This window comes from Microbacterium halophytorum (assembly GCF_002970975.1).
Lineage (GTDB): Bacteria > Actinomycetota > Actinomycetes > Actinomycetales > Microbacteriaceae > Microbacterium > Microbacterium halophytorum.
In genome coordinates this window covers 54580-69207 of record NZ_PNFA01000013.1, presented here as the reverse complement: position 1 = coordinate 69207, position 14628 = coordinate 54580, and the positions used below count along the sequence as shown (strand labels likewise).

Genomic DNA, 14628 nt, shown 5'->3' with positions numbered 1-14628 from the left:
CGATGTTTTCCCTATGCATCCGCTGAGCGTCGGCCGCTCTTCGGCTCAGTGGCTCAGGCGCTCGTAACGCTCGAGCCTGCGCAGGCCGTCGGCGTCGGCGGTCTCGGCGGGGCGGAGCGCATCGGCGATGCGCTCCGCGGCATCGACGGCCAGCCGAGTGCCGATCGCAACGAGCCCGTCGGCCGACCGCCCGCGCGGGGCTCGCTCGACGTGCACCGACCGCCCGACCCTGTGCACCGTGTAGGCGCGCGATCCCCGCGCCGTCCGCACCGGCACGGTGCCCTTCATCCGGTATGCGCCCTCGGGCGGGCTCTCCAACAGGTCGACGAGCGCCCCCGCGGCGACGGGCGCGGCGGCCGTCGTTCCCACCGACTCCGCGTGCGCGTGGTCGTGCGCGCTGGCCGCCGCCTGTTCACGGAGCAGCTGGGCGATCGGAAGCTGGTCGACGGGGTCGTCCTCGCCGTCGACGTCGAAGACGAGCCCGGGGTCGATCGCGCCCCTGGCGGCCGGGACGACCTCGACCCCGGGATTGTGCTCCCGCACCGCAGCGGCGAGCGCGGCGACCCGCGCGTCTCGTTCGCGCTCCGGCACGATGTCGGTCTTGTTCACGACGGCGAGCGTCGCCGCGGCGTATCGGGCGGGCGCCACGAGCCCCGCCGCGACCGATTCCTCGTACTCGACCGCGTCGATCACGTCGATCACTCCCCCGAGCCTGGCGTTGTCGGCGCCGCTGAACCGGATGAGGCGGGCGAGCGCCACGGGCTCCGCGACGCCGCTCGCCTCGACGATCACGGCGTCGAGGCGCAGCTTCGGGTCGGTGAGCGCCGCGAGCGCTTCGTCGAGCCCACCCGCATCCGGCATGCAGCACACGCATCCGCCCGCGATCGAGGCGGCCTCGTCGACCTGACCGACGACGAGTCCCGCGTCGACGTTGATCGCGCCGAAGTCGTTGACCACGACCCCGATGCGTGCGCCGGGCGCGGCGAGCAGGTGGTTGAGCACCGTGGTCTTCCCCGCCCCCAGCGGGCCCGTCAGAGCGATCACCGGCACGGTCATCCGGCCCTCCGTTCCTGAGAATTGCTCTCACCAGGGTAGCGGGAGGACCCGCTGCCTCGCCGCGGGACGACCTGCCGGAACATCCCGCAATGTCACGCCGTCTTAACACTGATGACACTAGATTGATCGCATGACTGCACCCGTCGATGCCACCACCACGACAGCCTGGGCGGAGCTCACCGCCCACCGCGACGCGTTCGAGCCCGACCTCCGCGGCTGGTTCGACGCCGACCCCGACCGCGCGCAGCGGTTCGCGTTCGACCTCGCCGACCTGCGCGTCGACCTGTCGAAGAACCTCGTCACCGACGAGATCCTCGCGTCTCTCGTGAAGCTCGCCGAGGAGAGCGGCGTCGCCGAGCGCTATGCCGCGATGCTCGCCGGCGAGCACATCAACACGACGGAGGACCGCGCCGTGCTCCACACGGCGCTGCGGGCGCCCGCGGGATCGTCGCTCACGATCGACGGACAGCACGTCGACGCCGACGTGCAGGAGGTGCTCGCCCGCGTATCCGCCTTTGCGGACAGGGTCCGCTCCGGAGACTGGACGGGCATCACGGGCAAGCGCGTCACGCACGTCGTGAACATCGGCATCGGCGGCAGCGACCTGGGGCCCGTGATGGTCTACGAGGCGCTGAAGCCGTACGCGGACGCCGGGATCGAGGCGCGGTTCGTGTCGAACATCGACCCGACCGACCTCGCCCAGAAGGTGTCGGGCCTCGACCCGGAGACGACGCTGTTCATCGTCGCGTCGAAGACCTTCACGACGCTCGAAACGCTCACGAACGCCCGGATGGCGCGCGAGTGGCTGTGGCAGGGGCTCGCTGAGCGCGGCATCATCGACGGCGACGACGAGGCGAAGAACGAGGCCGTGTCGCGCCACTTCATCGCCGTGTCGACGGCGCTCGACAAGGTCGCGGAGTTCGGGATCGACACGAACAACGCGTTCGGCTTCTGGGACTGGGTCGGCGGTCGCTACTCGGTCGACTCGGCGATCGGCACCTCGCTCGCCATCGTCTTCGGCCCCCCTGCTTTCCGCGACCTGCTCGCGGGCTTCCACGCCGTAGACGAGCACGTGCGCACGGCGCCGCTCGCGCAGAACGTGCCCGTCCTGATGGGGCTGCTCAACGTCTGGTACACCAACTTCCTCGGCTCGCAGTCGCACGCCGTGCTCCCGTACGCCCAGCAGCTCAGCCGATTCCCCGCGTACCTGCAGCAGCTCACGATGGAGTCGAACGGCAAGTCGGTGCGCTGGGACGGCACCCCCGTCACGACCGACACCGGCGAGGTGTTCTGGGGCGAGCCCGGCACCAACGGCCAGCACGCCTTCTACCAGCTGATCCACCAGGGCACCCGCCTGATCCCCGCCGATTTCATCGCCTTCGTCAACCCGGCGTACCCGCTGAAGGACGGCGACCGCGACGTGCACGGCCTCTTCCTGGCGAACTTCCTGGCGCAGACGAAGGCGCTCGCCTTCGGCAAGACGGCGGAAGAGGTCGAAGCCGAGGGCACGACGGGCCCGCTCGTCGCCGCCCGCACGTTCAGCGGCAACCGCCCGACGACCTCGATCTTCGCCTCGTCGCTCACCCCCGCCGTGCTCGGCCAGCTCATCGCGCTCTACGAGCACATCACCTTCACGCAGGGCGTGATCTGGGGCATCAACTCGTTCGACCAGTGGGGCGTCGAGCTCGGAAAGCAGCTCGCCCTGCAGATCGCCCCGGCGATCGAGGGCGATGCCGCGGCCGTCGAGGCGCAGGATCCCTCGACTCAGGCTCTGCTCGCGTACTACGCGGAGCACCGCACGGCCTGACTGGCAGACCTAACGGCCCGCACCGGCTCGGTGCGGGCCGTTCGCGTCCCCGGATGCCCGTCGCGGGGCCCCCGGAGAGCGCAACCTCGGTGGATACGGCGCGCAGGCGGCCCTCGGCCCGGCGAGATCCGGGACGAGGGCCGCCTGCGCGCGCGTCAGCCTCGGGGCTTGTTCCTGTCCCCCGCCTGCGGGCGGCGGATGCCGCGCGTGCGGGAGATGCGGTAGTCGATGCGGTCGTCGACGTACTCGCGCACGGCGGGGTTGTCGGCCAGGTGATCGGAGATGCGCTCGAGGCGCTCGACGCTCTCGTTGTGCATGCGCTGCATGTGCTCGTAGCGCAGCGCGCGCACGGTCGCGATGCACATCAGGATGAGCACGATCGCGAACGGCAGCGCCGTGATCAGCGACCCGGTCTGCAGCGTCGACAGGCCGCCGGCGAACATGAGCGCGATCGCGAGCGCGCCCTCGAGCACCGCCCACAGGATGCGCGACCACACGGGAGGGTTCGGGTGGCCGCCGGAGGCGAGCATGTCGACCACGAGCGAGCCCGAGTCGGACGACGTGATGAAGAACAGCGCGATCACGATGATCGTGATGACCGACAGGACGCCGCCGAGAGGCAGGTCGCCGAGAACGAGGAACAGCGATTCCTCCGGCTGGACCTCGCCGGAGTCGGGGTTGATGAGGCTGCCCACCGAGGTGTCGAGGAACTCGCGGAACAGCCCGGAGCCGCCCATGACGCCGAACCAGATGAAGCCGACGACGGTCGGCACGATCAGCACGCCCGCGACGAACTGCCGCACGGTGCGGCCGCGCGAGATCCGTGCGATGAAGACGCCGACGAACGGGGCCCAGGCGATCCACCAGCCCCAGTAGAAGATCGTGTTGCCCGAGAGCCAGTCGAGGCCGGCCTGGCCCTGATAGGCGCCGACGTCGACCGTCATCTCCATGATGTTGACGAGGTACACGCCGATCGACTGCACGAGGTTGTCGAAGATGAACAGCGTCGGGCCGAGGACGAGCATCGACACGAGCAGGAGTCCCGCGAGCGTGATGTTCGCATTCGACAGCCACTTGATGCCCGCGCCGACGCCGCTGACGACCGAGAGCGTCGCGAGGAACGTGATCACGACGATGAGCACGACGAGGAACGTCGTGTCGAAGCCATCGATCACGCCGATCTCCTGCATGCCCGTCGCGATCTGCTGGACGCCGAGTCCGAGCGAGGTCGCGACGCCGAACACGGTGCCGAAGATGGCGAGCACGTCGATCACGTCTCCGACCCATCCCTTGACGCGGTCGCCGAACAGCGGTTCGAGCGCCCACCGGATCGACACCGGACGGCCGCGGCGATGGATCGCGAACGCGAGCGCCAGGCCGATGACGGCGTAGATCGCCCACGGGTGCAGGCCCCAGTGCATGAAGGTCTGAGCCATCGCCATCGGGGCGCCCTCGGGGCCCGTCATGTCGACGCCCGGCTTCGGGTCGACCGTCGCGAACTTCACGGGCTCGCCGACGCCGTAGAAGATGAGCCCGATGCCCATACCCGCCGAGAACAGCATGGCGAACCACGACATCAGGCCGAACTCGGGCTCGTCCTCATCCCTGCCGAGCTTGATCGCGCCGTACTTCGACAGCGCGATGACGACGGCGAACACGATGAAGGCGCCGACGACGAGCATGTAGAACCAGCTCAGGTCGGCGACGATCCACCCCTGGATGGCGCTGAACGTCGCGGCCGAGCCCTCGGGCCAGATGATCGCGGTGAGCGTCACCGCGACGATCACGACGAGCGCCGGCCAGAACACGCGGGGCGCGATGAGGCCTCGTCCGACCTTCACGCCCTGGCGCTTCAGCTTCTCCGTGATCTGGTCGTCCGTGTCCTCCTCGGCGATGTAGTGCTCCTCGGGCACCATGCCGATCGCAGGGTTCTCCTCGAACTCCTCGCCGCTGAGCGGGTTGACGAGCGTCGCCGGCTCGGCCTGGCCCGTATTGTCGTCGTCTCCTGTTGTCGAACTCACGTCTGTCCTCACGTATGCGTATCTGGTTCCGTATCCGTCACCTCTTCGTAACCGCCGGGCAGTCTAGCGGAGGGCCGCGCCGACGCACAGGGCCCCGGAGGGCACCGGGCGGCGATGTGATCGGCATACTGCTATTGCCCTCCCGCATCGGCGGGAGTACCATCCCGGGCCCAGCGAGCCCTCCGGTAGCATCGAGCGGGTGACGGAACCGCCGCCCCGGCGGTCGCAGCCCGACGAAAGCAGTCCCGCATGTCTCGTCCCGACTTCCCGCGCGCACGCCGCATCCTGGCCGCGGTCGCCACGGGAGCGCTCGCACTCACCGGAGCCGTCGTCGCCCCGCTCGCGGCCCCCGCTCCCGCCGAGGCCGCGTACCCCGAGAGCTTCAACCCGTTCTCGGCTAACGGCGGCTTCACGGTGTACGCCCGCAACGACCTCAGCCTCGGCAACACAGAGACCGAGGGCTCGCTGGCGGCCGGCGGCACCACGACGCACCCCGGTGACGCCCAGTACGCGATCGTCCACGTCGTCGCGGGCACCGGGGACTACACGATCCCGACGGTCGACGGCGACCCGACGCGCCTGCTCACTGACCGGTACGACACGAGCAGCGGCGGCATCCTCGCCATCACGAGCGCCGGAACGAGCGAGCCCTCGCTGCAGGGCGACCTGAAGCTCGTCGATCGCGACGACCCGTGGCAGGCCGGGGCGCGCGGCGACTGGCTGCGCCTGAACCTCGACGCATCGTCGCCCGACCGGACGCCCATCATCGACGCGAACGCCCAGGACTACCCCACGGGCGCCGAGCCGCCGGTCGGGAGCACGGGCGGCGGCAGCATCTACACCGCCGACACCGCGGACACCGCCGTCGCGGACTACGTCGAAGCGAACGCCGAGGCCGAGTACGATCAGGCGGCGCAGTGCTTCGCCGACCTGCCCACCACGGCGCATCCGGTCGGCATCGCCGAAGACGCGGGAGACCGAAAGGTCCTCGAGTCCCTCAGCGCCGACCAGGTCAACGTCGTCGACTACGCAGACATCGCCGGCGCATCGACGCTGCAGTTCTCCCCCGGCCCGACGCCCGGCCGACAGAACCCGCTCGTGATCCAGGTGCCGGCGGGCACCACCGAGGTCGTCGGCGGGCGCATCGATCCGCAGGGCGCCTACTCCCCCTACACGCTGTGGGATCTCTCGCAGCTGACGGGCGACGTCACCGTCTCCGCCGCCGGCGGCGGCCGCATGGACGGTTCGATCTATGCGCCGAACGCCGACGTCACCGTGACGGCGGCACCGCTCGACGGCCAGATCATCGGCAACGACGTCTCACTGCGGGGCGGCGAGGTCCATTCCTTCCTCTTCGCGGGCGAGATCTCCTGCGACGGTACGGAGGAGGGCACGTTCCGCATCCGGAAGGAGCTCGAGGGGATCGAGGCGTCCGATCTGCCCGCCGGAACATCGTTCACTGTGAACTACACGGCCACCGAACCCGATGGCACCGAGACCCCCGGCTCGATCGAGCTCACGCCGGACGGCGAGTGGATCGACGCGGGTGCCAGCTTCCCCGAAGGCACAGAGGTCGTCTTCGACGAGATCGACCCGGCGAGCGTTCCCGGTTACGAATGGGGCGACCCGCAGATCTCGCCCGAGAGCATCACCGTCGGCGGCGGCACGGCCGACGTGGTCGTGACCAACGCCGCCAATGAGCGGCTCGGCACCTTCAGCGTGTCGAAGACGGTCGAGGTTCTCGACGACGACGGCACCGTGATCGCCCCCGACGGCACGGTGCCCGTGAACTGGACTGCGCGCAACGGCGGCGAGGAGATCGCTGCCGGCTCGCTCGACGTTCCCCTCGACGGCACGCCGGTCGAGGTCGGGCGCGACTTCCCGGCGGGCACCCGCGTCCTCCTGACGGAGGACCGTTCCGCCGCCCTGCCGCCCGACGGCTACCGTTGGGTCTCGACGGCATGGTCCCCTGGCCGCGTCATCACGATCGGCGACGACGAGACGACGGCCGTGGGCCTGACGAACACGATCGCGCCGGATGACGCCGAGCGCACGATCTCGATCGCCAAGGCCGCTGCCGGAGCTGATGCCGACTACGGCTATGCGGCGAGCTACAACTCCGAAGGGGGTCGTGTCGACGTTGACCTGCCGTTCGGCGATCCGATCGCGCTGACCGACGTTCCCGCCGACGCCGAGACGCTGGACCTCGCGGAGCACCTGCCGACCCTCGACGGCGAGCCGACCGACCCCGCGGACTGGGAGAGCCCGATCTTCCGCGTGACGGTCGACGGCGAGACGACCGAGTACCCGACGGGCGGTTTCGAGGAGGTCGTCGGCCTCGAGGAGGCGCTCGCCGAGATCCCCCTCCCCGCCGAGGGCGACATCGCGATCGAGGTGGGCAACGAGCTGAAGCAGGGCACGTTCCAGCTGCACAAGGAGTTCGCGTCGGGTGCGGGAACGCACCTGCCGCCCGATGTGGAGTTCGGCGTCTCGTACACCGCGATGACGCCCGGCGGCACGGTCACCGAGGGCGTCATCCGGGTGCCCGCGAACGGCGACCCCGTGAGCCCGCTCGACGCCGCGGGCGACCCCGTGCAGTTCCCGTACGGCACGGTGATCACGTACGGCGAGCTCCGCGCGCCGCGGTTCGCACACGTGTCGTGGGAGCGGACCGACGTGTCGGCCCGGTCGGGAACGCTCGTGATCGGCGAGGACGACCAGGCCGTCGTCTCGGCGACCATCACCAACGTGCTCTCGGCGCGGCTCGGGACGTTCGACGTCTCGAAGAACGTCACGGGCATCGACCCGGACGCGCTTCTGATCGACGACATCACCGTCGAGTACGACGCGCGACTGCCCCTCGGCCAGGAGCAGCAGGGCAGCTTCGAAATGCCCGTCGACGGAACGGCCGCCGGCCCCGTCGACGAACACGGCGACCCGCTGCTCTTCCCGCTCGGCACGATCGTGTACCTGAACGAGGTCGCGCCGTCGGACGACTCGCTCCCCGACGGCTACGAGTGGGCGAGCACGACGTGGAGCCCCTCGCCGACCCTCGTCATCCGGGGCGACCACCGCTCCGAGCTCGAGGTGACGAACAGCGTGGTCGAGCACGCCAGCTTCTCGGTCGAGAAGCGGCTCACGGGCGGCGCGGCCGGCCTCGTTCCCGCCGACACGACGTTCCCCGTGGAGTGGACGGCGAACGGCGAGGCGCAGGATGCGCTCGAGGCCGGCATCGGTGAGCCCGCGGTGTCGGGCTACCTCCCCGTCGGCTCGCACGTCGTCCTGCGCGAGGGCGATCTTCCCGAGATCCCCGGCGTCGAGTGGGGCGACGTCTCGTGGAGCGCCGACGGCGACGAGGTGCAGACCACCGATGCCGGCGAGGTCGTGTTCGATCTGAAGGGCGGCGACCAGCCCGACCCGCTCGAGCTCGTCATGACGAACACGGCGAATGTGCCCGAGACGACCGATGGCACCGACGACGGCACGACCGACGGAACCGACGACACCACCACCGACGGAACCGACGACACCACCACCGACGGAACCGACGACACCACCACCGACGGAACCGACGACACCACCACCGACGGAACCGACGACACCACCACCGACGGAACCGACGACACCGGCACGGACGGCGGCTCAGACACCGACACCGACCTCGCCGTGACGGGTGGGACCGTGTCGGGCGTCGTGATCACCGCGGCCGCGATCCTGGTGATCGGCGGGGTGCTGCTGCTCGTCCTCCGCAGGCGCAGGCGCGACTGATGGCGAGGAGCGGGTGCGGACGACGATGATCGCCCGCACCCGCTCAGTCCGCGCGGCCGCGCCGAGCGACGGCGCCCCGCTGCCGCGCGTTCGACGTGCGAGCGGGCTCCAGCCGGTGGGTGCTGCTGGAGAACGTCGCGGGCCAGCGGTACGGTCGCGTCATGGCTGAGATCACGATGACCCCGGCAACAGCCCGCGAATGGAATGACCTGCAGGCCGCACTCACGGGCGGCGGAGACGGCAGGACCTGTCAGTGCGCATGGGTGATGATGCGCAGCGCCGAATACCGCGCGGCCTCCGTCGACGCGCGACGCGAGGCTCTCAGGCGCGAGACCGAGGCGCCGCTGCCGCCGGGGATCCTCGCGTACCGCGACGGCGAGCCGGCCGGCTGGGTTCGGGTCGGCCCCCGCACGGCGCACCTCCGCTTCGAGCGCACCCGCGTCGCGGCGGCCTCCCCCGAGCCGAAGGACGACCCGTCGGTCTGGGTGGTCTCGTGCTTCTCGATCCGCAGCGAGCACCGCCGCAGGGGCGTCAGCGCGGCGCTCCTCGACGCCGCCGTCGCCTTCGCGCGCGAGCACGGCGCCCGGGTGATCGAGGGCTATCCGCTCGACAACACCCAGCAGAAGCCGTCGTCGAACGCGCTCTTCGTCGGCGCGCTCACGACGTTCCTCGACGCGGGCTTCACAGAGCTCGCCCGCCCGACCGAGACCCGCCGCCTCGTCTCCCTGACCCTCTGACCCGTCGCGCGGCCCGAGCCTGCGACGGTCGGCATTGCGCCGCGTCAGGAGAGTTGGAGCTCGACGACGGGCATCTCCCCGCCCTCGGCGGCACGGATGCGCGACACGCAGGGGCACATCTTCGAGCGGGCGTTCTTCTGGCGCTCGCTGTAGAACACATCGCGGTGGTCGATGTCGCCGGCGAGGCTCACGACGCGTGCCTCGCAGATGCCGCACTCGCCCTTCCTGCAGTCGAACATCGCGTCGGCACCCGACTCCTCGAGCGCCTCGAGGAGCGTCTTGTCGGGCGGCACGACGCAGTCGATGCCGCGGTTCGGGACGCGCACGCGGAACGGCTGAGCCTCGTGCCAGCCGCTGTTCCCGAACGTCTCGAAGCGCAGATTCGCGTTGGGGTGCTCGGACGCGTCCCATGCGCGCCGCACGGCATCCATCAGGCGGATCGGGCCGCACACGTACAGCTCGGTTCCGGGCGCGATGCCCGCGACGAACTCGGGGACGTCGATCGACGTGCCCTCGTCGCCGACGTGCACCTCGAGGCGCTCGCCGTGCTCGTCACCCAGCTCGTCGAGGTAGGCCATCGCCGCGCGACTGCGCCCGCAGTAGACCGCGCGGTAGTCGGCGCCGGCCCTGCGCGCCGCTCGCGCCATCCCGAGCACGGCCGTGATGCCTACGCCGCCCGCGAGGAATGCGTAGCGGGGCGCGCCGTGCCGGAACGGGAAGTCCTGCAGCGGGTGCGTCACCTCGACGCGGTCTCCCGGCCGCAGCGCGTGCATGACCGCCGCTCCCCCGCGCGAGACGGCCGTTCGCATGATGCTGAGCGCGAAGGCGCCGTCGTCGCCGACCCGTTCCACGACGGAGTACGAACGCGTCGCGGACTCGCCGCCCACCTCGAGGCGCACGTCGACGTGCATCCCCGGCTCGATCCTGGTCCGTGCGTCGGGCCGCAGCACGACCCGGTGGATCTGCTCGGTCAGCGGGATCGACTCCAGGACGACTGCGCCCTGCCAGGTCACCGTGTGCGACTGCGCCATGTCACACGACCTCGCGGACGAGCTGCGCCGAACCGCGCAGCGGCGGCACGGCCGGCGCGAGGCCCTCGGCCTCCAGCATCCTCTCGAGGATGCGGCGCACCCACATGCCGCCCGTGTCGATGTTCAGGCTGTAGAACTCGTAGTCGGGGTTGGCGTCGATCGCGGCCTGCTGCGCCTTTAGCATCCGCTCGTCCTCGCCGAAGACGCCGTGCACCCCGTTTCGCAGCTGCGTCGTGATCAGCTGGCTGTCGAGGCAGTAGTTGCGCTGGAACGACCAGAAGTAGTGACTGGTACGGTCTCTCTCCGGGGTGATCGTGTTCATCACGTAGCCGTTGACGCCCTGGCTGCGGTCGCCCTCGCGCGCGCCCGTGCCCGCCTTCGCGACGCCGACGTCGATGCGGATCGTCGAGGGCGCCTCGAAACGGATGATCTGCCAGCGGTCGACCTTGCCCTCGAAACCGGGGAACTTGTCGCGCATGTTCTTGAGCCAGAACGGCGGCGCGTCGATGCCCAGCATCCAGCGCTCCACCGTCACCGTCGTGTCGGTGTGGGTCGTGACGAACTCCGACTCGCTGAGCTCCTCCTGGCCGATGCTCGACGAGTGCACGAACTCCTCGTGCGTGAGGTCCATCAGGTTGTCGAGCACGAGCTGGTAGTTGCAGTCGGCGTAGATCAGTTCGCCGTCGCCCGTCCACTCCGGATCCGTCATCTGGCCCATGTCGGGAATCAGCGCTGGGTCGGCCAGTGCGGGGTCGCCGACCCACACCCAGACGTACCGATAGCGGTCCACCACCGGGTACGAGGGCACGGTCGCACTCGGGTTGATGGTCTCCTGAGCCGGCATGGACGCGCATCGCCCCGTGCTGTTGTACCGGATGCCGTGGTACGGGCACTGCAGGTCGTCACCGATCACTCGGCCCATCGACAGCGGCGCGAGCCGATGCCAGCAGGCGTCCGCGAGCGCCGCGGGCGTGCCGTCCTGTGTGCGGTACAGCGCGATCGGCGTCCCCGCGATCGTCCGCGCCAGGGGCGTGCGCGTGACCTCGTAGTCCCACGCGGCGACGTACCACGCATTGCGCGGGTAGTTGAAGATCTTCGCGGTCGTGCGCGACTCGGCCATGTCCACTCCTTCGTGTGCAGATCACTATCTCCATGTATCTATGTCGATAGGTATTTCGGGAGTGTACGCCCGATCTCGATCGGGTGCAAAGCGACGCGCAGCGACGCACGGCGACGCACAGCGACGCGCAGCGACGCACACGCCCGATCTCGATCGGGTGCAGAGCGAAGCGCAGCGACGGCGCGTCAGTGCGCCAGCGCGGCCAGCTCGGCCCTGCTGCGCGTCCCCGTCTTGCGCAACAGGTTCGACACGTGGAACTTCACGGTGTTCCCGCTGATGCCCAGCGCCGCGGCGATCTCCTGGTTCCGGGAGCCGCCCGCGAGCAGCCGGAGCACCTCTCGCTCCCGCGCCGACAGCTCGGCGACTTCCGCGAGCGGCTCCGGCGCGGCCGGCGGGTCGAGCGGAAGCCGGATTTCGATGACGGACCCCCAGCCCTCGGTCGAGGCCACGCTGAGGTCGCCGTTCAGCGACACCACCTGCTCCGCCGCCGGCCGCAGCGCGTCGTCGCGCGCCGATAGCTCGCCCCGACCGTCGTCGCGGATGCCGATCAGCAGGTTCAGCCCGTCGCAGTCCCACTGGATGCGCACGCGCCGCGCGACACCGTCGCCGACGATCGCAAGCACGGAGTTCCGCACGATCGCCCGTGCGGCCCTCGCCACCTCGCTCGGCAGCGCGCGCCCGGTCGCGGGAGGCTCCACGAACTGCACGTCCAGGTCGCCGAACCGCTCCAGCGGGCGCAGGTCCGACTGCAGGCGCGCGAAAGCGCCCACCACGGGCTCCAGCACGTGCTCGCGCTGCTGGTCACCGGCCTCCCGCAGCTGGACCAGGGCCGTCGCGGCGGCGTCGATCGCCATGGCGCGCGCCGCGCGGTCGTCGAGCCGCGCCGACCGCAGGATCGCGAGCATCGATTCGAGGGCCACGGCGTGGCGGTCCATCAGCTCCGTCAGGTCGCGCGCGTGGTCCCGCTGCATGCGGCGGATGCTCGGCGACACGAGCGCCTGGGGGTCGGGGTCAACGGTCACCTACCCGAGCCTACCCGCCCAGCCCTTCGGGTAGGAAGGACCATCCCGCCTGGTGGGGGCGACGGGCGGCGCCACGGCCCAGGATGGGGGCATGGACGTGAAGGAAGCAGGTGTCGGACGCTCGCTCGGGCTCGTCGCCGATGAACTGTCGGGCGCGATCGATCGGGTCGCGGCCGAAGACCCGACGGCGCTCGACCGCGTCGCCGACCTGGTTGCCGAATCCCCCAGGGTCTTCGTGCTCGGCGCCGGCCGCTCGGGCCTGGCGCTGCGGATGACCGCGATGCGGCTGATGCACCTCGGCCTCACGGTTCACGTCGTCGGCGAGGCCACGACGCCCGCGATCGCCGCCGGCGACCTGCTCCTGACCGCGAGCGGCTCCGGCACGACCGCCGGCATCGTCCGCGCCGCCTCCACCGCCGTCGAGGCCGGCGCCAGGGTCGCGGCCATCACGACCGATGGCTCCTCCCCCTTGGGCCGCCTGGCGAACGGAGCCGGCGTCGTGGTGCCTGCGGCCGACAAGCTGGACCGCTCCGGACGCGCGTCCGCGCAGTACGCCGGCAGCCTCTTCGAGCAGGCTGTCGTCGTCATCGGCGACGCCCTCTTCCACGCGCTCTGGTCGCGCAGCGACCAGGATGCCGACGCGCTGTGGCCTCGGCACGCCAATCTCGAATGATCGCAGCAACGAAAGGAACCCCATGAAGCTGCAGTTCGCCATGGACACGCTGTCCACCGATTCCGCCCTCGAGCTCGCCGCCGCGGCCGCTCCGCACGTCGACATCCTCGAGCTGGGAACGCCCCTGATCAAGAGCGCCGGGCTGAGCGCCATCACGGCCGTCAAGGCGGCGCACCCCGACAAGATCGTGTTCGCGGACCTGAAGACGATGGACGCCGGCGAGCTCGAGGCCGACATCGCCTTCGCGGCGGGCGCCGACCTGGTCACGGTGCTCGGCAGCGCCGGCGACAGCACGATCACCGGCGCCGTGAAGGCCGCCGAGAAGCACGGCAAGGGCGTCGTCGTCGACCTCATCGGCGTCAAGGACAAGCCCGCCCGCGCGAAGGAGGTCGTCGCGCTCGGCGCACAGTTCGTGGAGATGCACGCGGGCCTCGACGAGCAGGCGGAGGCGGGCTTCACGTTCGAGACGCTCCTGCGCGACGGCGAAGCGTCCGGCGTGCCGTTCTCGGTGGCCGGCGGCATCAACAGCTCCACCGTCGCCGCGGTGAAGGAGTCGGGTGCCGGCATCGCAGTCGCCGGAAGCGCGATCTACAGCGCCCCCGACGTGGGCGCGGCGGCCGCAGAACTGCGCGCGGCGATCGCCTGATCCGGGCGCACGCGCACGAAGAGGGGGCGAGCCGTGCGGCTCGCCCCCTCTTCGTGCGCGGTTCAGGCGGCGCCGAAGGCGTGCGCCGCCTTGATCGGCTCGGCCTCGGGGGAAGCGAGCTGCGCCAGCACCCGCGCCGCCGCGTCCGGGGCGGCCGCCCGTGCGGCAACGGCGCCCGCGAACACCGTCTCGATCGCGCAGTCCGCCGGCAGCACGCCGAGGATGCGGACGCCCGGCTGCCCGACGAGCTCGCTGAGCTGCTGGAACCCGAGGTCGACGTCGCCCGCGGCGAGCGACGCCGCCACGGGGACGCCGGGGCGCGCCTGCACGAGGCGGTCGCCGAGCTCTTCGGCCAGGCCCCAGCCCTCGATCATCTCCACGAGGGCGGTTCCGCTGGGGCCCGTCGAGTATCCGATGGCGGTCGCCGCGCGCAGTGCGGTGCGCACGCCGTCCGCGTCATCGAATGCGGCCGAGTCCGGCCGTGCCGCGGGCTCTGCGTCGCCCGAGGCGACCGCCGCGGCGACCTGTGACACGACGAGCGGAGTGACGGTGCCGGCATCCACATGACCGGCATCCGCCAACCGCTTCAGCGCGCCCGCGGCGAGGAAGACGAGGTCGAACGCCTCGCCGGCCGCGATGCGCTGCTCCGCATCCACTCCCCCGACGGACTCGATCTCGACGTCGCCGAGGCCGGCTTCCGCCGCCGCGCCGGCCAGGTCGGCCAGCACGTGCCGCGTTGCCATCGAC

Annotated in this window: 11 protein-coding genes; 5 read left to right on the top strand and 6 right to left on the bottom strand. The window is 70.8% G+C overall.

The window, feature by feature from the left end:
- Positions 1 to 45: 45 nt before the first annotated feature.
- The gene (locus C0010_RS12360; RefSeq protein WP_105567393.1) at positions 46 to 1056 is read right to left on the bottom strand and encodes a CobW family GTP-binding protein; all 1011 of its coding nucleotides are present in this window, start codon (positions 1054 to 1056) and stop codon (positions 46 to 48) included.
- A 130-nt stretch (positions 1057 to 1186) separates the two neighbouring features.
- Here C0010_RS12360 and pgi point away from each other — a divergent pair, with 130 nt between their 5' ends.
- Complete coding sequence (gene pgi, locus C0010_RS12355; protein ID WP_105567392.1) at positions 1187 to 2863, top strand: glucose-6-phosphate isomerase; 1677 nt, start codon at positions 1187 to 1189, stop codon at positions 2861 to 2863.
- Positions 2864 to 3018: 155 nt separating this feature from the next.
- Here pgi and C0010_RS12350 read toward each other — a convergent pair whose 3' ends face one another.
- Complete coding sequence (locus C0010_RS12350) at positions 3019 to 4779, bottom strand: BCCT family transporter (RefSeq protein WP_105567466.1); 1761 nt, start codon at positions 4777 to 4779, stop codon at positions 3019 to 3021.
- A gap of 354 nt (positions 4780 to 5133) precedes the next feature.
- Here C0010_RS12350 and C0010_RS15165 point away from each other — a divergent pair, with 354 nt between their 5' ends.
- Positions 5134 to 8652, top strand: coding sequence for a DUF5979 domain-containing protein (locus tag C0010_RS15165; protein WP_105567391.1), 3519 nt, complete (start codon positions 5134 to 5136; stop codon positions 8650 to 8652).
- 161 nt (positions 8653 to 8813) lie between these two features.
- Positions 8814 to 9389, top strand: coding sequence for a GNAT family N-acetyltransferase (locus C0010_RS12340; protein ID WP_105567465.1), 576 nt, complete (start codon positions 8814 to 8816; stop codon positions 9387 to 9389).
- 44 nt (positions 9390 to 9433) lie between these two features.
- Here C0010_RS12340 and C0010_RS12335 read toward each other — a convergent pair whose 3' ends face one another.
- The 3 genes from C0010_RS12335 to C0010_RS15370 all read right to left on the bottom strand — a co-directional run bounded on the left by C0010_RS12335 (position 9434) and on the right by C0010_RS15370 (position 12562).
- Positions 9434 to 10420: a PDR/VanB family oxidoreductase gene (locus C0010_RS12335; protein ID WP_105567390.1), complete on the bottom strand. Its 987-nt coding sequence runs from the start codon at positions 10418 to 10420 to the stop codon at positions 9434 to 9436.
- 1 nt (position 10421) lies between these two features.
- Entirely contained in the window at positions 10422 to 11540 is a 1119-nt protein-coding gene (locus C0010_RS12330; protein ID WP_105567389.1) for an aromatic ring-hydroxylating dioxygenase subunit alpha, read from the bottom strand.
- A gap of 185 nt (positions 11541 to 11725) precedes the next feature.
- Positions 11726 to 12562, bottom strand: a complete 837-nt coding sequence (locus C0010_RS15370; RefSeq protein WP_269777856.1) for a helix-turn-helix transcriptional regulator — start codon at positions 12560 to 12562, stop codon at positions 11726 to 11728.
- Positions 12563 to 12653: 91 nt separating this feature from the next.
- Between C0010_RS15370 and hxlB the strand changes: the two genes are divergently transcribed.
- Positions 12654 to 13235 carry a 6-phospho-3-hexuloisomerase gene (gene hxlB / locus C0010_RS12320; RefSeq protein WP_105567388.1) on the top strand — a complete coding sequence of 194 codons (582 nt, stop codon included), beginning with the start codon at positions 12654 to 12656 and terminating at the stop codon, positions 13233 to 13235.
- Positions 13236 to 13257: 22 nt separating this feature from the next.
- Complete coding sequence (gene hxlA, locus C0010_RS12315) at positions 13258 to 13881, top strand: 3-hexulose-6-phosphate synthase (protein ID WP_105567387.1); 624 nt, start codon at positions 13258 to 13260, stop codon at positions 13879 to 13881.
- A gap of 62 nt (positions 13882 to 13943) precedes the next feature.
- On the opposite strand, the gene C0010_RS12310 is transcribed toward hxlA, so the two are convergent.
- Positions 13944 to 14624: a substrate-binding domain-containing protein gene (locus C0010_RS12310; protein ID WP_105567463.1), complete on the bottom strand. Its 681-nt coding sequence runs from the start codon at positions 14622 to 14624 to the stop codon at positions 13944 to 13946.
- Positions 14625 to 14628 lie beyond the last annotated feature (4 nt).